Annotated in this window: 14 protein-coding genes; 4 read left to right on the top strand and 10 right to left on the bottom strand. The window is 36.6% G+C overall.

Annotation, left to right across the window (positions count from 1 at the left end; genetic code table 11):
- Positions 1-61: 61 nt before the first annotated feature.
- The 10 genes from LVD15_RS10885 to LVD15_RS10930 form a co-directional block, all read right to left on the bottom strand.
- Entirely contained in the window at positions 62-1,141 is a 1,080-nt protein-coding gene (locus LVD15_RS10885; protein WP_233780362.1) for a glycosyltransferase family 4 protein, read from the bottom strand.
- The gene (locus LVD15_RS10890; protein WP_233780363.1) at positions 1,110-2,372 is read right to left on the bottom strand and encodes a glycosyltransferase family 4 protein; all 1,263 of its coding nucleotides are present in this window, start codon (positions 2,370-2,372) and stop codon (positions 1,110-1,112) included. The genes LVD15_RS10885 and LVD15_RS10890 overlap by 32 nt, the downstream gene beginning before the upstream one ends.
- 1 nt (position 2,373) lies before the next feature.
- Positions 2,374-3,087, bottom strand: coding sequence for an acyltransferase (locus LVD15_RS26990; RefSeq protein ID WP_305038982.1), 714 nt, complete (start codon positions 3,085-3,087; stop codon positions 2,374-2,376).
- Positions 3,087-5,552 carry a hypothetical protein gene (locus LVD15_RS10900; RefSeq protein WP_233780364.1) on the bottom strand — a complete coding sequence of 822 codons (2,466 nt, stop codon included), beginning with the start codon at positions 5,550-5,552 and terminating at the stop codon, positions 3,087-3,089. The genes LVD15_RS26990 and LVD15_RS10900 overlap by 1 nt, the downstream gene beginning before the upstream one ends.
- A 117-nt stretch (positions 5,553-5,669) precedes the next feature.
- Entirely contained in the window at positions 5,670-6,953 is a 1,284-nt protein-coding gene (locus tag LVD15_RS10905) for an O-antigen ligase family protein (protein WP_233780365.1), read from the bottom strand.
- Entirely contained in the window at positions 6,937-8,070 is a 1,134-nt protein-coding gene (locus LVD15_RS10910; RefSeq protein ID WP_233780366.1) for a glycosyltransferase family 4 protein, read from the bottom strand. The genes LVD15_RS10905 and LVD15_RS10910 overlap by 17 nt, the downstream gene beginning before the upstream one ends.
- A complete protein-coding gene (locus LVD15_RS10915) occupies positions 8,055-9,299 on the bottom strand; it encodes a lipopolysaccharide biosynthesis protein (protein ID WP_233780367.1) in 1,245 nt (414 codons plus the stop codon). The genes LVD15_RS10910 and LVD15_RS10915 overlap by 16 nt, the downstream gene beginning before the upstream one ends.
- Positions 9,296-11,443: a GumC family protein gene (locus LVD15_RS10920; protein ID WP_233780368.1), complete on the bottom strand. Its 2,148-nt coding sequence runs from the start codon at positions 11,441-11,443 to the stop codon at positions 9,296-9,298. The genes LVD15_RS10915 and LVD15_RS10920 overlap by 4 nt, the downstream gene beginning before the upstream one ends.
- Positions 11,440-12,087, bottom strand: a complete 648-nt coding sequence (locus LVD15_RS10925; protein WP_306416978.1) for a polysaccharide biosynthesis/export family protein — start codon at positions 12,085-12,087, stop codon at positions 11,440-11,442. The genes LVD15_RS10920 and LVD15_RS10925 overlap by 4 nt, the downstream gene beginning before the upstream one ends.
- Positions 12,088-12,202: 115 nt before the next feature.
- A complete protein-coding gene (locus LVD15_RS10930; protein WP_233780369.1) occupies positions 12,203-12,691 on the bottom strand; it encodes a response regulator in 489 nt (162 codons plus the stop codon).
- Positions 12,692-12,904: 213 nt separating this feature from the next.
- On the opposite strand from LVD15_RS10930, the gene LVD15_RS10935 reads away from it, so the two are divergent.
- From LVD15_RS10935 to LVD15_RS26835, 4 genes are all read left to right on the top strand, one after another.
- Positions 12,905-15,484, top strand: a complete 2,580-nt coding sequence (locus LVD15_RS10935) for a WG repeat-containing protein (RefSeq protein WP_233780370.1) — start codon at positions 12,905-12,907, stop codon at positions 15,482-15,484.
- Between the two features lie 66 nt (positions 15,485-15,550).
- The gene (pafA, locus tag LVD15_RS10940) at positions 15,551-17,173 is read left to right on the top strand and encodes an alkaline phosphatase PafA (protein WP_233780371.1); all 1,623 of its coding nucleotides are present in this window, start codon (positions 15,551-15,553) and stop codon (positions 17,171-17,173) included.
- A gap of 81 nt (positions 17,174-17,254) precedes the next feature.
- Positions 17,255-18,754, top strand: a complete 1,500-nt coding sequence (locus LVD15_RS10945) for a sodium-dependent transporter (protein WP_233780372.1) — start codon at positions 17,255-17,257, stop codon at positions 18,752-18,754.
- The gene (locus LVD15_RS26835; RefSeq protein WP_255763390.1) at positions 18,751-18,882 is read left to right on the top strand and encodes a hypothetical protein; all 132 of its coding nucleotides are present in this window, start codon (positions 18,751-18,753) and stop codon (positions 18,880-18,882) included. The genes LVD15_RS10945 and LVD15_RS26835 overlap by 4 nt, the downstream gene beginning before the upstream one ends.
- Positions 18,883-19,040: the final 158 nt, after the last annotated feature.

Raw genomic sequence — 19,040 nt, forward strand, 5'->3', positions numbered from 1 at the left:
ATAATGGGTTTTTGTATAGCTTTAATTCCATTGTATGGAATAGCCTCTAGCAGCTAGACTTCTAAATGAATACTTCTTTTACTGCTTTTTGGAATTGATTGGGGTGGAAATTAAGCGCGGTCTCAAAGGCTTTCTTAGAAAAGGATTGGTAAAGCCCCCCTTCACTTTTAAGTTGGTGAAGTGTGGCCTTTAATGTTTCGATGTTTTTTCCATCAATATGATATCCGTTCTTATGATTTGTAATAAGTTCACTAGCTCCACCTTTAGTAGGTACTATGCACGGCTTGCCGTAATACATGCCTTCAAGTACGGTCATTCCAAAAGTTTCTAACCACTCATCTGTACGAGAAAGATTAACTACCACATCAGCTTTTTGATAGAAGGGATGTACATCTTTTTGCGCTGGATAGGTCTGTATATTTTTACTTAATTTCTTACCGTTGAAGTACTCTTCTATTTGCGAAGGAGTAGCATTAAGAACCAGATCAAAATGCATGTCAGGTAATTCTGAGGCAAGCTTAGTGAACTCAGGAATACCTTTGAAATCTTTTAAAGAGCATATCATTAGAATATTAAATGAAGACGAAGCTTCAGGAACCTGTGTGTAGCTGGTTGCTTTTTGAATAAAATTATGAGGGAGGCTGTTATGTATGACACGTTGATCAGCCACTTTTAAATTCAATATATCTTTAAGGAAATATGACACATGAATGCACGTAGAAGAGCATTTGTTAACTATTGTCATTAACCATTTTTTGAGTGCTTCTGGCTTTATAGATACCTCATGCATATGGTATATAACCTTTGCTTTTTTTATCTTACCTGCTATAGCCGCTCCAAACGGAAGTATGGAATTGATATAGATGACATCCTTTTTCTTGGCTTTGAATAATAAAACCAACAATAGAAATAGGTTTACTTTAATAAAGTTGAATAACGTTAATAGCTTTATTTTACTCCATTCGTAATTAATATACTTATAGTCTATATCTGCAATCCCCGAAAGGAATCCATCTTCAGATGCAGAGGTGAAAAGTATGATTTGGTGCCCCTCTTTTTGTAGTGCTTCTAATGACTGTCTAAATACAAATGGGCTACCGCTTCTATCATTAAGCAAATGAATGGCTAATATTCTGCTCATAGGTAAATAGGTCTTGGTATATGGTTTTATATTGATTTCCTCTTACATTCCAATGAAGCCAGTTGTTGAAATGTTCCTTAGCCATTTTACTCTCGGCCTCTATTAGCGGTGAAGAATAAAATAGTTTTAATAATTTGGTCTTGAAAGATTCTACTTCAAGCTCATATCCATTCATAGGCACTTTTAATGCTGACCGTAACGGAACCAGCTCTCCAGGACCATAGTTGTCATAACAAAGTACTGGTACTCCAAAGGAAAGAGCCTCGGCCACTACCATTCCCGCCCCTTCATGTGAAGGAAATAGGAATACAGATGCCTTCTGGTATAGTTTCATTAAGGAGTCTCTGTTTATCCATGAAATAAACGTACAGTGATCTTTAAGGTCGAGAGTGTCACATAATTTCATTAAAGCATCTTTTTCCGGGCCACTGCCTATCAATAATAGATTTACTTTCTTCTGACTTTCTTCTGGTAAACTGTTTTTGAAAGCAGAAAAGGCTTTTATAGCCACATCAAACCCTTTTAGAGGAACCATTCTGGCGGCCATCATTACGGTGAACTGCTCATTTGATTCGGATGATGAAGCCATTGGTTTTTCTACGGCTACAGAAGGAATAATTTCATATTTACATGCGGGCAGTTTAAGCTTTTTGGCTACTGAAGAATTCATGCATAATATCTTTTCTGCTTTTCTTTTGGTGATCCATAAAAATGGGTCAAAATGCCAGAAGATGTTCTTTATTACCCATAGCATTCTATCTTTTAAATAGGCAGATTTACCATATTTCATCAGATGCTCTTTTGGTATTTTAGGATGATGTCCTATCGGTCCCCAAACAAATGGTTTTGATAGTAGCCACAAAAAGGAAGGTGACCAGTCATTATGGAAGTTGAAATTATGAGCCACATCAAACTTTGCTCTTTTAAACCAAAGAAAGAACGGCATACCCAGCTGCCACATGTAAAAATAGATCATAGACAATAACGGGCCTTTTTTCCACCACCTGGTCCATTGGGGCCAGTCATAGTACAAAAAGGTAATAGAATTGAGATCTTTGATAAGACATTCATTTTCTTTAATATATTTTTCAATATCAGGTCTATTGTTTTTCCTGGTAACAGCTATTACATGATTATGGCGTGCTACCTGCAGTATTCCATTCCAGCCCATACCATCTTCTGAGCCTTTGTAAGGGTTCACTGCATATGCGGTAATAAGTATGGTTTTCATATCAGGCTACTATTAGTTGATCTTGAGGAGTTCTACTTTTTATTAATTTGGCTGGTACACCACCTATAATGGAATATGGAGGGAAGGATTTAGTAACTACTGCCCCTGCAGCTATAACAGAACCATGGCCTATTTCTACCCCATCTAATATTGTCACCTTACTTCCTATCCAGCAATCTTTCTCTATATGAATACCTTTTCTTGAGACTCCCTGATCTTTAATAAGCAGATCGAGATCATCATAATTATGATTTTCCGGGTGACAGCTGAAATATTGACCTATTATGCAGTTGTTTTCTATGCTAAGACCTCCTGCACCGCCCAGGTAAGCATATTCACCAATTCCTACATTATCGCAAATAGAAATGTGGCTGCCGGGGTCTTGTAATGTAGTAGATACTACTACTCTGCTAAAAGCCCCTATACTTACGTTGTTGCCTATTCTTAGACCTCTTTTTGATAATCCGTTTAGCTCAACTCTATCGCCTAACTTCATGAATTTGCCAAAGTCTATTTTGCTGGAAAATTTGAAACTCACGCCTTTTCCTAGCATGGCACCTTTTGGTTTCTTAAATAAAAGAAGCAGTTTAAAACCTCTTAATATTGAAAATAAAGTGTAGCTAATAAAAGATAAGAGAATCCTCATATCTACAGTAGGAGCTAATTGAAAGTTAGGGTTTCTTTTCTGAATTGCTTTTTCTACTAATCTTATCATTACAACTTAGTTTTAATAGTGTTCATAATACCACTTAGAGTGGCTTCCAGCTGAATGTTTTCCATAGGGAGGAATTTTGCTCTGCTATATTTACTTGAGAACTGATCGAACAGGCTTAAGTACTTGTTAGTCAATTCTTCAATTACAGGCTTTGATAATTCTTTCTTTCTGTTAGTTATTGTTTCAGCATCTGCGTATAGAAAGAAATTATAATCTGGTTTGGCAACAAAGGCGTAGAGAGATTTTACAAAAGACTCTGATAAATGAATGTTAGATCTTTTGCCGTCATTAATAAAGTCATAATAATAACGATCATATAAAACTATATATCCTCTACGTAAGTATTTGAAGTATACTATCCACTGACCGAAAACGTAATCCATGTAATAATATAGGAACCTCAGAGCCGATGAAATTCTACTTTTATTCTCTCCTTGTCTAGGCAGTGTTGATACAGCTCTTGCTTCTGCCTGTGCTTTTCCATATCTCCAGGCACTGAGAATAGGTAAAATAGAAGGTCTATGTCTAAGCACTATTACATTTTTCCTGTATACCTTCTCTAAGTCATGCTTTACATGGCTTATTACTGTAGACTTACCTGCGCCATCTACTCCGCTAAAAGTGATGATAATACCAGAGTTGTTAAAGAGTTGCCTGAAACTATCCAGCAGGTAATTAATATTATTGTTCCATTTTTTTAGACCTCTGTTAAAAGGCTGATCAGCTAGATGCTTTGTCAGCTTTGCATTATTGTCTTCAGAATATTTCCCCAGCTTATTAAAGTCAGTCTGTTCTATTTGTAATTTGTCAAATAAGCTCTTCATGATCTGGCTTTTAAAACCAATTTTTAGTTGGTTATAATACTTGATGTATTTTTCAGGAATATCTGTTTTGTTAAGGATGTAAAATGAATAAACATACAAGAAACCATCTGTTAAATGAGGTAATTTAATGCCTGATGAGCTTCTCTGCGCATTGTTTAAAACCATCTTTGAATCTGCCATCAATAGGCTGGTTCTTTTGAGATCATAAATAAGATCTATTGAGAAAAACCCTCCATTTTTGGTGAAGCAATCAAGAGAAGTCATAAATGATTTCTTTCGGATTCTTAACTTTTCAATAGCAGGATGCTCTTTTACATATTTAATAATTTCTTGTGCTGACGTCTTTTCAATACATACATCCAGATCAGATTGCAAGCTAAGTTGATATGGATTTTCGTTAATGGATTTTAATAAAGCATGATCAGTAGCGTGAATTCTGTCAAGAGTATCAGAAACCAATAGTTCTCTCATATTTCCACTGCTAATAGAAATTTCTGTAAGGGCATCATTCCAGACTTTTATGAGCCAGTTAATCTGAACATGCCAGTTTTTTTGTTCTTCATAAATCAATAAAGAGTGAGTTACATGCTGGAGCAGGTATAGTTCTATGTAATTATAAAGCGTTTCTTTATTCTCAATATTTAAGAATTCCGCTATCTTTTTACAGATATCAAAACCATTGAAATTGTGCCTTACTAATACCTCTTCCTGAAAGTGGAAGTGGATAAGATCATAGTATAAAGGGGCTTCTGTTTTACTAAATTCCAGGTCATATAAGTAAAACTGGTCATTTCTAATATAACTGTTCCAAGGAGTAAAATCTCCATGTGAGTAGGTGAAACTGGTTTCTACAGACTCATTAAGCTGATTAAAACGATCTGCTAACTTCTGTTTTATCCCCATAGGGATTTTATTATTATCTAATTCTTTAAGCTTTTCTATGTCCTTTGCTAAATCATGATAATAATTAGATGAACCTAAAGTCATAACTTGATGACTACCCTCAATTAGTTTGTTATGGTAATTGATAAGGTTAGGGCCATATGCTTTTATTTTAGTGGAGTCCTCTGTTTTAATCGATCCAATGGTGATTTTGGAAGGGTTAGAGTAATCTATGATATCAGGTGTAATGATGCCTGCAAATTTGTTTTCCCAAGTGAGTAAGCCTTTATATTCTTTAGCCAAACAGACTAAAGAAGAGCCAGTGAGAGCTACTTTACTAAATACAGCCTTTTCCGTCTCTAAATGAAAACAAACCGCTTTCCTATATTTTCCCGGGGTTCCAGTAAATACGGTGAATTGGTTAAATTTTAATATTTTCCAATTCATGATATCATTAACATGTACCTGTAGCTTGGTTTGCTTAAAGCACCATGATTGTAATTTTATCAGAAATATAAATTTGACCAATATGGTAAATAGTCTTGCCTTAAAGTTATTGACGCTATAGAATTCCAAAAAGGAAGGACTTTCTGCGCTTGAAGGCCAAATCCATCTTAATGAGCCATCAGGATTGTAAAATGTATAAAATGACTCTTCCTGAAAGTTAGTTTTGGTGCTTTGCGTTATTCTGATGTTGAAGGCAGCGAATACTTGCTCAACAATATAATAGTCTTCGGTATGTAGTTGTTGGTTTTTCATGTCAATGGAAATACTAACAAGGTGCCATCCTAATTAATGTTTTTAAATGTCTGTATTTCAGTTAATTAAGATTTTTTAATTGAGGTTTTGCTTCCTTTGAATGGAGTTGATTCCTATTTATGGAAAGGAAAGATCTGGTCTGGTTCTTTTTAGGAACAGTTTTTCAGAACGTGTGAGTATGGGATGGTACTTAAAGGAGATACCAAAAATAAGAAGTTGGTAAAAAAGAATGCCGTAGTTGGTTTCACCAAAAATGCCAAATTCTGTAAATGAATTTATAAGGATAGGAATTAGTATTCCTAAGAGCATCAACTTTTTTTCTTTGTCTTCAAAATTTAGAAAACCTCTGATAGTGGCGATCATTTGTAGCAGAACCAGGCCAAAGCCAACAAAGCCAAGGTTCATAAGTACTTGTATGAAGGTATTGTGGGTCATCTGACCTGCGTAGGTGTGCACGCCTTTGAAATAGTCTTTATAGGCAATACGCATAAATCCAAACCCGAACCAGGGTTCTCTGGGTAAGCCTTCATTTAATAGAGCTGTCCAGAATGGGAGCCTTCCGGTCATGCTAAGTACTTCTTCTACATCACCTTGCTTAATAAAAATGGTCTGCACTATAACGGGAATAGAAAATACGGCTCCTACATTAATAGCTAGTTTAAGTTTGATGTTATCTGACTGTCTAATGTGGAAGAAAACAACCAATAAAAAGCCAATCATAGATGACCTAGATCCTGTGAGTATCAAAGCATAGAGTACTAAAAGAATTTTTATAATGGTCCATACTTTTCTGTGATTTCGGTACAGATTAAATATATAGCAGCATATGCTCACCACACAGAGCATTCCCAGTTCATTGGGGTTCATCATATAACCACCCAACCTGGCTTCTTCGCCTCCATGAGTCATCCTATAAAATTCATCTGGAGCTATCATTAGCCCTATGATGAAAATAAGAATGATAAGGAAGGAGGCATTGGCTAAAATATGATAGAATTTGACATTGGCTTTAGGGAAGAAAACCTCTAAAACTTCAAAGCTCTTCATGTAGTAATAGCAAAAAACAAAGCTTTCCAAGTCCATAAACCACTGCAGCGAACTATGGCTGGGTTTTGTAGACCACATGAAGGATATGAATCCTAAAAGCAAATAACCTCCATAAAGTAGGGGCGAGAAAACATTATTCCATTTAAATGAATCAACACCTCCTTTTTTAAGGATATGCTTAAAAACATAATATGCCGCTATAGTCATAGCTATGCGGCTAAAAACTTTAAATACCCTGGTGATAGCCACATTCTCACTCCAGGTGAAGAATCCGGCTATCTTTACTGCCATAATTATGGTCAGTATCAGATATATTTGTTTTGAAAACTTCTCTATGTCAAGCTGCTTCTGCATTATCAGCGGTATACATTTTAGCGTAGCCGTTTAAAAGTGTAAACCAGTTAAAGGTTTCTGTTACCATTTTTCTGGCATTAGCTTTTACCTCATCTTTTTTGGTAGATAGTTCCTGCTTCAGGATATTGAGTCCTTCGTACAGTTCAATTCCTTTAGTCTGCTCCATTACAAAACCACAGTTGTAGTTTCTTACGGCATCACCTAAATTGGTAGCTTCTGTAATTAAAGTAGGTATGCCTAAGGAAGCGGCTTCTAATACAGCGGTGGGTAATCCTTCATTTCTGGACGGGTGCGCAAAAACATCTAATTGGCTTAGTAAATTAAATTTCTCCTCTCCGTATTTACTGCCATGGAAAATAACCTTACCATTGCCGAAAGGTGCGATTTCCTTTTTTAGTGATTGAAGATCTTGCCCATCACCAATAAGCCATAATTCAGCATTTGGGTTTTCGTTAGAGAATTTCAAGAAGCCTTCCGTTAAGGCATCGAGCCCTTTAGTGTAGGCGTCCATACGACCACAAAAGCCTATTATAAACTTATCTGGTTGAGGCTCTCTTTTATATACCTCTTCAATAAGATTGAAACCATAAGGAATAAGACAAGTGTTAGCATTTTTGAATAGCTTTTTGGTGCCAATCACTTCACTTTTGCCTAAGCAGTGTACATATTGAGCATTTTGAGCCAAGTTCTTTTCGAAGATTTTCAAATAGATCTTTTTCAGATAGAAGCTTCTTCTCAGTGCTATTTCATTATAACTACCATGTGGAGTAAAAACATAAGGGATAGTGTTTTTTACTAAGCTTTTGGCTAATGTGAAAAACGTAGGGATAAAGCCACCGTGTAAGTGCACTATAATATTATTTTTTGAATGCTCAGATACGAGTGCTTCTACCAGATTACTATCTACCTTATAAAGGTTTCTATACGCCTGAAAAAGGCGGAGGCTGTACTCTCGGCTTGGTGTTTCACTATGAAGATCACGCGTAATACCCCAAACCTCTACGTCCCATCCGGCTAAAACTTGGTGTGTAGCCAATTCATGCACTACTTTATTAACCCCGTTCATCCTGGCCGGATTGGCTTTTCCTAATACGATGTGAATTACTTTAGTGTCCAACTTAATTGCTTTGTTTTAGTGATAATAATGGTCCAATACAGGTTAATGAGTACCTGGCTGAGGAGCCAGCCCATCACCACACCTACAGCATTCCATTGCTCTATTAGCCACTGGGCACAAAGAACGGAAGCTGTCATACTGATTGCATATCCTATAAAGTAATGTCTTGAATCTCCTAATACCCTTATGAATAGTTTAACAGGAAAAGAAGATAGAATAATGATATATAAGAGGCAGCACCACCTGAGTAAGGAGGCATAAGCCACATATTCTGTGTTAATGAATGAAAGGATCTGGCTAGAAAATATGGCTGCCAGAATAAGTATAGGCGCTGTTAGGAGTCCTATTTTTCTAATCATTCTGAATGTGAACTGTAAGGCCTCATCAACGCTATTAGATATTAGCCTGCTGAGGTATGGAAGAAAATAATTTTCCAGTCCTTGAATGGCCACATTGAAAATACCCATGGTGGTTTGAGCTAAGCGTAGTACACCAAGTACTGCATTACCGGCAATAACGGCTGAGGCAGCAAGCAAATAGTTAGCAGCTCCCCATTGTATTAAAGCGGTAGGTACTAGCCAGCGAGCACTGATCCAATGTTCTTTTACATATTTTATCAATTCAGCACGATGTTGGAACGTGCGCCTTTCCGAAATAAGTGATAATACGATAGCAGGTAGGGTGGTGCCTCCAATGGTTAAAAATAACTGTATTAGAGTAGGAGATATACTCTGTACCCAAAATAGAGAAAGCACAATGAGCTGGCCTAATGAAGAAATAAGGTCACTGAGTAAGGCGATTTTTAATTTTCCTTTAGCTATTAAATATCTTCTTAAATGTTCTTGGGCAAGCTGCATAGAAGCAAAGAATGCAAAAGCGTAGCTTAGCTCTCTTTGAAACATGCCTGAAATAGTGTTGAATGCTATAAAACCAAAGGCTAGTAGCAAAATGAAAACCAATTGCATAAAGTGAACCGAGGCAGAATATTGCTTGATTTCTTCTGCATTCTTTTTACCTAGGAATACTTGCATAGGCTGACTTAATACTGCAATTTGTAAAGCTAAAACCAGCATTACAGCTATTTGCCAAGCACTGAAGGCTCCAAAAATACTTACCCCACAAAGCGCCACCATTATGATATTAGTTAAAAAAGTGGTACCGCTCACGGCCACCTGATTTGTAACTACTATCAGCTTATCGTTATTCAATATTTTAAGGATCAAACTCATGCTTGTGCTGCTTTTTTATTTTTAATCATGCGGAGCAATGGTAGATAGTACCGCTTCCCCCATCTAGATATTTTTCTGAAAATTAGTTTTATGATGCTCGGATTATAATCAGCCCTGTTAAGACCGAAAAAGGTATTAGGCAGCGAATATTCATCGTGTATGAGGTTAAATTCATTTACTCTCTTAGCTGGTGTTACTCTGCTATCCAGCATAAATAAATTCATGTCTGCAGCAGACATTAGCATCAGTGAGTAATTATCCTCATCTAATGACACATTGTCTATGATTTTGATTGTATTGGCGTTGAGATTTTGAAATACTAATCTTTGCTCATCTCTATCAAAGTGGGTGTCATAAGCATCTACTTTCATTACATTGAACCCTCTCTTTTGTAATGATTTAGCTAAATGTTTTACAAAAAATGAACGGCCTTCAGGATCAGTAAAAGAGCTTACACATACTATGTTACCTGCTCTGAAAAAGCCTTTTAACTCCAGCTTAATCCCTAATTGCTGAAACCCTTTTTCTATGTTAGATTCTTTTATGAATTTGGGGATTTCAATAGCAATAGGTATCTCTGAATTTTTCTCTATAGTGTGAGTGTCGTTCACCTTAGCCTTCATAGAATGAACCACCAAAATTGCAGCGACTCCGAAGCCTAGACCTAAGATCCCAGTCACAAACATGATAAGGGTTTTGTTAGGAGAGACGGGCTTAGATGGCACCTCGCCATAAGAAATAATGCGGTGAAAGGATATTGAGGCAGCTCTTGCTATTTCTGCTTCAGTACGTTTTTCATGTAAGAAATTATAAATTTTCTGGTTGAGCATAAAGTTCCTTTCAAGTATGGTAAGATCCTTTTCTCTTGTAGGAAGACCGATGAAGGCCGTTTCTGCCTTTTTTATAACTTGCTCTATCTGGTTATGCTTTATAGCCAGGTTGTTTCTGGTATTTTTAATGCTCTCTACCAGATAGTCTGAAATATCATTGATCTTTTCATTGACCAGTTTTACTTTTTCATCTTCGCTGGTGTAAATGGTTAGTAGCTCTTTTCTCTCAGCTTGTAGGTTTTTGAGGTTCTTCACCATTTCTGTAGAAAGCAAGTCGTTAAACGCCTCAAAGGTGGGAGCCAACTCCAAAAAGTTAGACTTGCCCACATTGATATAGTTATACAATGAATCAATGGCCGTTAAATTCATTTTTAAATTGGCCAGTTGTATTCTCATTTGAGAAATTTGTCTTAGGTCCGTTTCCGTCTCTTGCCTTACATTGATGATGTCATTTACATTTCTATAGGTCTCTATTTCTTCTTCAGAATCTTTTAATCTCTGGCCTATTTCGGTTAATTGTTCATCTAAAAAGGAGACAGTAACATCAGTGGCTTTATATTTTTCTTCTTCGTAATCTTCTATATAAGCTCGGCACAAACGGTTTACCATGTCCGCCGTTTTTTGAGGAACTTCACTTTCGTAACCCACTCTTAAAATGGCTATGTCTTTATCTATGGATATAATGTCGAGACCACCAGCAACTTCTTTCACCAGCTTTTCTCTATCTTTTACTTTAAACTGATATTGATCTACAAGTTGTAGATATGGTTTAGACTCTAGTAATGCATCATTTTTAGTGATGATAAGCTTGCTGCCTTCAAAGCGAATAGTGTCTCCAAAAACTGTCCTGATATCTTTTCCAGGCCCTAAAGAGAGTTTTATGGAGTCCTTAGAAATAATATTAAGGGAGAACATTTTCTCTCTCCATTCTTCTTTCAGGCTGTCATAATTTACTATGAATGGGCACTCGTGGTAAAGCTCGGTAGTGCTCATTTTACCTATTCGGAAGGTTTGTATATCAAAGTCAAGGCTGTCTAATGCACGGTTTATAATCCTGCTAGACTGAATAACTTCTATTTCAGCGCCAATTTTGTTTTTGTTAGTGAATATGTCAAAGTCCTTATAAAGCATGGTGCTGGTAGGACCTTCATTATTATCGGCAAGGCGTATTTTGGCGGCACTTTCATATTTTGGGGTCGCATATTTCAGGTATCTTGAGGCAATATTAACCGCACCTAAAAAGCAGATTGCTATGATAGGAAGCCCTCTTAAAAGTGGCCTAAGTAGACGAAAATTTTTAGTTAGCTCTTTCATGGTTCGAATATGAAACTTGCGATGATGGCCAAAGTACTTACTGCAGAACCTATCGGAATTAAGGTCGTTACTTTCTTGTCGAAAGTTTTTCCTTTACGGGAAGGAGCGTATACTACATCGCCAGGTAAGATGGCAATGTTTTTTTCATGATAATGATCAAGAGTAGTAAGATCTATGTGGGCTACATAGGTCTCTCCGTCTATTTCACGAATTACCTGTACATCAGATTTATCGGCATAAAAATCGAAATCTCCAGCGGAGCCAAGTACATCTATAAGTCTGTTTTTGTCTCTTTCTAATCCTAGCTTGCCAGGACTGGTAAATTCACCTAGTACAGTTATTTCTTTATTAAGAACTTTAACATTGATAATAGGATCTTTAATCCAGGTGCTAAAGTTTTTGGTAAGTGTTATTTCAGCCTCTCTAACAGAAAGACCTTCAATTAAGAATTGACCTAATTTAGGTACATCAATAAACCCATTTTCATCAACCATGAGCCATTTTCCATATACCTCATTGGAGTTATATATTCCATAGATGGAGCCTACCCCCAGGTCATCATGTCCCCAAATACTAATGCTGATCTTATCATCTTTTTTAATAGTGTAAATGAGGCTGTCAGATTGATAAAAAACAGGATCTATACCCTTTCTTTTTGATTGAAATAGGTTCTGGGTGCATGAACCTAAAAAAAAAGGGCATGAGTATACAAATAAATATTTGGTAGTTGGTTTTCATAGGTTTGAGGTGTTGTTTTTTCTATTGAAGAAACTGATATACAAAGCCGCATATGATGGCAGCAATGACCATTATACCTACAAGAGAATGAACACGGTTGGGCTTAGGGTTATTCTTCTCTTGTAAGAGGGTGTTTACTTTTATTATTTTTTCAACCACCTCTTCTATGCGGGTTAGCTCCTCTTCCTCTTTTATAATATAATCAAAAGCACCGATTTTCAAAGATTTAACTGCTACTTCCATAGACTGTTGTCCGCTTATAAGCACCACATATATGTTAGGATTAAATCTTTTAATTTTTTGCAGCACTTCCAGACCGTTCAAATCATCCATATGATAATCGAGGAAAATGATATCAGGTTCTTCTGTGAGTGCATTAAGACAGCTAGTGCCTGTGTGATAGATATTAATGTCTGTGAAACCAAGGTTTACCAGGTGTTGTTCGTATAGATATGTTCTGAAGATATCGTCATCAACAACAAATACTTTCATTTTTTCTTTCGCTTTCATATTCTTTTCCAGTTTTGTTAAGTCATTATTCTAAGAATATGCCAAAGGAAGGTTTATTGTTAAGTATCTGAAAATTAAATAATTAATATGTGTGGGTTTGTTCAGGTTTTCCATTTGGTGGAAAGGGTTCCTTAGAAAGGAGTTCGAAAGTTTTTTTTAAACTTGTGTTTTCTGATCATATTTGGGGTCTTAAAAAATGGCCATATTAGCCTTATGAGGATATTTCTGATTGTTATTTTTAGTGTTATAGGTTTTGGAGTACAGGCACAAGTAGGTCTGAGTGGCAGAGCGATGAGTCAGTTTGAGAAAGGGAATGTTGCCAAAGCGGAGGAGCTTGTTCAAAAGGCCTTGGAGAAGGATAGTGCGCTGAGTTCTCCATATTATGTAAAGGCATTTATTTTATATGAAACAGATTCATTATACAAGCAAATAGATTCTGCTTATTTCTATATGAAGTCAGCCTTAGGGCGCTTTTCTGCCATGGATGAGAGGGAAGTGCAAAAGCATAAGAAAGAAGGAGTGGATAGTGTAAGTATGCTGGCATTAAAGCAGAAAATTGATAGTGTCGCTTATAATCGTGCGGAGGAAGTGAATACTGAGAATTCCTATATTTATTTTATAGAAAACTATGCCGGGGCTTTACAAGAAGGGGAGGCGATAGAAAACAGAAATGCGCTGGCCTATATAAAGGCCAAAGAGATAAACACTTATGAAAGCTACAGGAATTTTATGGAAAAGTATCCTGATGCTAAGCAAGTAGTAGAGGCAGAAGAGAAGTACGAAAGGCTATTTTATGATAAAAGCACTCAGGATGAGCACTTGGATAGTTATCTGAGCTTCTTGAAGAAAAACCCTGATACTCCGTACCGTAATGAGGCTGAGGAAAACATTTTTCAAATTATTACAGCTGATAATCAGCCTCAGAGTTATAGGAGGATAATTGGTATGTTTCAAAAAGGTTTGGCCAGAAAGAAGGCTATTGATTTTTTATATCACTTACTCAAACAACGTGGGCAAGAGATGGAGCCGAACCTGATGAATGATTCTCTCAAATATATTGATAAGTGGGATAAGCGTGTAATATTTCCTATTAGAGAGAATGGGAAATATGGCTTTATGGATGCTTCTGGCGAGTTGGTTATTACACCTATTCTTACTTCTGTAGGTGAAGAAATGCTGTGTGGAAATATTGATAATGGAGTCTATAAAGCGGAAGGAGGCTTGTTTGGGCTAAATAATGCTCCTGTTTATAAAGGCGAATTAGATAATTGGGATGATTTAGGTGGAGGCCTTATTAAGGTAGAATATGCTGGAAAATATGGGGTGATTCATAAGGCAGGATATTCGATTTTACCTATTGAATATGATGCCATTAAGGTAATAGATAGTACTTTTCTTCAATATAAGAAAGGCAACTTTTGGGGCATTTCCACTTATAGTGGAAAAATTTTAACAAAGCCTCTTTTTAATGATATAATATGGCAAGGTGATTTTGTGGTGCTGGAAAATGGAGAAAAATATTCCATTAAAAGTATAGGTAAGTTGTTTGCGGCTGCCAATGGAGTACCACTGTATTTTGATATGCCTTATGATGATTTTTTGTGGGGAGGTGATGAAATAATGTGGGTAGCACGTGATGATGCCGAAGCTTTGTTTAATGAAAGATTAGAGCAGGTAACACCACTCACGCCTCAAAAGATAAAGATGCTAGATAAAGGGTACTACATAGAGACAGGAGATGAAAAGTATGTTATGAAAGAAGATTTCAGTGTAATTGATGCTGATTCTATTCAATCGGCCTCTTTTAATAAATATTGGGGCACACTTTCTCGTTCCGGATATTATTCTTTATACAACATTCAAAAAGAGCAATTAGAAAGTCATCACATTGATTCAGCCACGCTCATCGGTGGTCATTTTGCAGTGTCTTACTCTGCTGATACGGTTTTTCTGCATACGCCAGATTCTACGATTCAAATCAGTAAAGGAGATCAGCTATCATTAATTCCGGCTGCAGACTCCAAAGAATATATTATCACTCAGGGAGTAGGCGCTAAAGTAATTATTGATGAAAGAGGTAGGAAAATTTACTCAGGCAGTTTTCAGGAGGCTAAAGCTCTGGGAGATCAAATGATAATTATTTCCAAAATGAATAAAGGCCTTATTTCCAATGAAGGGAAATCACTATTACCTTTTGTTTATGAGGCTATTGGTAATTATAATAATGGATATATTTCACTGCTCAGAAATAAGAAATTCGGAATTTATAACTACAAAAAGGAGCTGCTTATACCTACAGAATACAACCAGAATATTAAGCCTTATAATCAAAGTCTCCTGGTTGTAGAGCAGGGTGAAGGCTTTGGCTTTGTAGATGTGACCAACAAAAATTATGGAGACACCAGTTTTGATGAAATCACCTACTGGAATGATAGCATTGCTTTGGTAAAACAAGAGCTGGTATGGAAGCTGTATGATATTTATAATGATGAAATTGTAAATGATAATATCAAGTCTATTCATTTTATAAAGCAAGAGCCAGCAGAGACGGTAGCTGTATTTTTAAAGGAGAAAGGTTATGGCGTTTATAGTAGTATTTTAGGCGAGGTGTTATCTCCAACGTATAATGATATTATTAACGTGGGTACTAAAGATACTCCGGTTTACTTTACAGAGAAGCATGTGGTGGAGGCGGAATTTTATATAGCAATATATTATAGTCAAAAAGGAGATATGTTATATAAGCAGGTGTATGAAGCGGAAGAATATGCTGAAATTTACTGTGATAACTAGGATTTAGGGACTTAGTCTTCATTATTTCTTATAATTGTAACCCACAATATCAATTTTAGATTCAAAATGAAGAAAATTAAATTAATTGTAGGGTTCTTTTTACTGTCTGTAGCAGCTTATGCTCAAGGCCAAAAACCGAAGCTAGTAGTAGGTATTGTGGTCGACCAGATGAGGCAGGAATATCTTTACAGGTTTAATGATAAGTTTGGTGAAGATGGTTTTAACCGTCTTATTGATGAGGGTTTTATGTTTAAAAACGCTCATTTTAATTATGTTCCTACCTACACGGGCCCGGGGCATACCTCTGTATATACAGGATCTACTCCTGCTATACATGGAATAATTGCTAATAACTGGTATGCCAAAGAATTGAAGCTTGATATTTACTGTGCTTATGATAGTACAGAGCAAACAGTAGGTAGTAGTTCTTCAAAGGGTAAAATGTCACCCAGAAATCTTTTAACTACTACTATTACAGATCAATTAAAGCTGGCGACTCAGAAAAGAGCCAGAACCATTGGGATTTCTATGAAAGACCGGGGCGCTATTTTCCCGGCAGGACATTTGGGCGAAGCTTATTGGTATGATACTCACACCGGTGATTTTATAACCAGTACTTACTATAAAAACCAATTGCCTAAATGGTTAGATAATTTTAACGATAAGAAATTAGCTAAGAAGTACTTATCAGGAAAATGGGAGCCCATTAATAAAATCAGCACTTATACGGCAGCAGGGTCTGATGATAATAATTATGAAGGCGACTTTTATGGTCAGGGAAATGTTCTTAGCAAAGGCTATAAGCTAGATAAGAAGAACTTTGGACAATTACCTGCTACGCCTTTTGGAAATGACATATTAAAGGATTTGGCTATTGCTACTATTGAGGGAGAGAACCTTGGTAAGGGTGCTGAGACTGACTTTTTAGCAATAAGCTTTTCTTCTACTGACTATGTAGGCCATAGGTTTGGACCTAACTCAGTGGAAGTGGAAGATACTTATATTCGACTTGACAAGAGCATCGCAGAGATATTAAAAAAGCTTGATGAGCAAGTGGGGGAAGGAAACTATACTGTTTTTCTTACTGCTGACCATGCGGTGGCAGATGTTCCTCAGTTTTTTGTAGATAATAAAATACCTGCTGGTTATTTTGTGCACCGTCTTCCTCAGGAGTTAGACAGTGTTTTATCTCAGAAATTTGGAAATGGTGATTGGGTTGAAAATGTGAGTAATATGCAAGTATTTCTTAATCAGGAAACCGTTGCTAAAAGCAAGTATAGCCTTCATGAAATACAAGAAGCAGCAGCTCACTATTTAATGACTTTAGAGGGTATAAAAGAGACATACCCTGCTTATGTGATTCATAATCTTAATTATGAAACTCAGGGCATTAAAGGTCTTTTAACCAGAGGATATAATCAAAAAAGATCTGGAGATGTGTTATACGTGTTAGAGCCTTCATGGCTGGAGTCTGGCCGTTTAGATGGTAACACAGGTTCATCTCATGGATCTACTTATACTTACGATACTCACGTGCCTATGCTGTTCTTTGGAAATGGTGTGAAGCATGGCACTTCTGTGAAGTATCATCCTATTACAGACATAGCGCCTTCAATAGCCATGATGTTAAATATCATGTTGCCAAATGGGGCTACTGGTCAACCTGCCGCAGAGCTTTTCGCTGAATAAGTTCTGCAGCACTCGTTTTAGTCTAGTTTTAAATTTTAACATTTTTAAGCCTATATTTTAAAGAAACACTTTATATAATTTATGTCGAAAACTGAAGAATTTAGTAATCGTTGGGGTATTGTTTTAGCATCTTTAGGTATGGCCATTGGGGCGGGAAATCTCTGGAGGTTTCCGCGGCTGGCAGGTCAGTACGGAGGTGCTTTTTTAATTTTATGGATAGTCTTTTTAATGGTGTGGTCCGTGCCTATACTTATGGCGGAGTTTTCCATTGGGAAGAAATTTAAAAAAGGAGTAATCGGATCTTTCGGCCGGGTTACAGGCAAAGGCCTTACCTGGGGAGGTTTCTTCATTACTATGTGTACCCTCATGATTGCTTTTTATTATTCAGTAGTAACAGGCTGGGCGTTGCGCTATTTAGGTCTGTCTGCTGAGAATTTGTTAGATTTTTTTCAAGGTCAAAACACGCTCGCGGCTGATCTTAAAGCTAACCCTGAGTTTATGGAAGAGTTTTGGCAATCCATTGCTTATAAGAGTCCGTGGACTCTGGGACTTTATGTGTGTGCCATCTTTGTAAGTCTTTATGTATTAATAAAAGGAGTACAAAATGGTCTGGAAAAAGCGAATAAGATTCTTATTCCTACCTTATTCGGTCTTTTAGTGGTTATTACTGTAATGGCACTTACCATGGATAATGGTTATAAAGGACTGGAGTATATGTATTCTATAGATACTAAGCACTTTTCTAATCCTACTATTTGGATAGAAGCGTTATCACAATCGGCCTGGTCTACAGGAGCAGGATGGGGGCTCATCATGACTATTTCTTCTTATTCTAGAGAGAGAGAAGATGTAGTACTAAATACTTTTATTGGTGGATTTGGAAACAACACGGCTTCACTTATGGCAGGGATGGCTATTTTACCAGCTGTATTTGCTATGGCGCCTACAGAGGGAGCGGCTATTGCTTCGCTGCAAAGCGGAAATCAGGCATTAACCTTTACCATTATCCCAAGGCTGTTTGCCACTATACCTGGTGGTCCGGTATTGTCATTTATATTCTTTTTTGCCTTCTTTTTAGCGGCTTTTAGTTCATTGCTACCTATGCTTGAATTATTAATAAGTAACTTGAAAGATATTGGTCTTACCAGAAAGAGAGCTGGTTTGGCTACTATGGTATGCTGCATAGTTTTTGGTCTTCCTTCCGCATATTCTCTTGATATTTTCAATAACCAAGACTGGGTATGGGGTATTGGCCTTATTATTTCAGGGCTATTCATTGTTGTGGCTGTACTGAAATATGGAATAGGGTCTTTCAAAAAGGATTTTATAGATACTGATTCTGATTTTAATGTGCCTGTTAAATTTTTCAAGGCAGCATTAATATTCAACTTACTACTAGGTGTTATTCTAATATACTGGTGGATGTCTCAGGGGTATTCAGAGTATCCTTGGTTTGATGCTGATGGAAACTGGAATGTTTTTGACATTTACAGTAATGCATCAATTATAACTCAGTGGGCCGTAATAGTGGTGATAGGCCTGGTATTAAATAATTATTTATATAAAAAATTCGTAAAATGAGTATAGGAGCAATAGTATCAATGGTATGTATTTTAGGAACAGTAGCTGGTGGTTTTGTTTACTTTCTTACACTAGCTCTTAAGAACGAAGCTCGGCATAAGAGAGAAGCCGAGGCTAACGGAGAATAAATTCGAAATAAATAAGAAAAAATATAAGGTCTGGACGCTTAATGTTCAGGCCTTTTTTTATATGCATAGGTCTGATTATCTGTGATTTACTGTATATCATGAAGATTCTTACATGTTTGCTTTTTAGAGTAAATGCAATCAAAATTTTATGAAAAATA

The sequence above is a fragment of the Fulvivirga maritima genome (assembly GCF_021389955.1).
GTDB classification, from domain to species: domain Bacteria; phylum Bacteroidota; class Bacteroidia; order Cytophagales; family Cyclobacteriaceae; genus Fulvivirga; species Fulvivirga maritima.

What these genes read in the sequence shown, in the direction of transcription:
- LVD15_RS10935 (WP_233780370.1), top strand. Translation starts at nt 12,905, where the DNA reads ATGAGGATATTTCTGATTGTTATTTTTAGTGTTATAGGTTTTGGAGTA.
- LVD15_RS26835 (WP_255763390.1), top strand. Translation starts at nt 18,751, where the DNA reads ATGAGTATAGGAGCAATAGTATCAATGGTATGTATTTTAGGAACAGTA.
- LVD15_RS10885 (WP_233780362.1), bottom strand. Translation starts at nt 1,141, where the DNA reads ATGAGCAGAATATTAGCCATTCATTTGCTTAATGATAGAAGCGGTAGC.
- LVD15_RS10945 (WP_233780372.1), top strand. Translation starts at nt 17,255, where the DNA reads ATGTCGAAAACTGAAGAATTTAGTAATCGTTGGGGTATTGTTTTAGCA.
- LVD15_RS10930 (WP_233780369.1), bottom strand. Translation starts at nt 12,691, where the DNA reads ATGAAAGCGAAAGAAAAAATGAAAGTATTTGTTGTTGATGACGATATC.
- LVD15_RS26990 (WP_305038982.1), bottom strand. Translation starts at nt 3,087, where the DNA reads ATGATAAGATTAGTAGAAAAAGCAATTCAGAAAAGAAACCCTAACTTT.
- LVD15_RS10915 (WP_233780367.1), bottom strand. Translation starts at nt 9,299, where the DNA reads ATGAGTTTGATCCTTAAAATATTGAATAACGATAAGCTGATAGTAGTT.
- pafA (WP_233780371.1), top strand. Translation starts at nt 15,551, where the DNA reads ATGAAGAAAATTAAATTAATTGTAGGGTTCTTTTTACTGTCTGTAGCA.
- LVD15_RS10905 (WP_233780365.1), bottom strand. Translation starts at nt 6,953, where the DNA reads ATGCAGAAGCAGCTTGACATAGAGAAGTTTTCAAAACAAATATATCTG.
- LVD15_RS10900 (WP_233780364.1), bottom strand. Translation starts at nt 5,552, where the DNA reads ATGAAAAACCAACAACTACATACCGAAGACTATTATATTGTTGAGCAA.
- LVD15_RS10920 (WP_233780368.1), bottom strand. Translation starts at nt 11,443, where the DNA reads ATGAAAGAGCTAACTAAAAATTTTCGTCTACTTAGGCCACTTTTAAGA.
- LVD15_RS10890 (WP_233780363.1), bottom strand. Translation starts at nt 2,372, where the DNA reads ATGAAAACCATACTTATTACCGCATATGCAGTGAACCCTTACAAAGGC.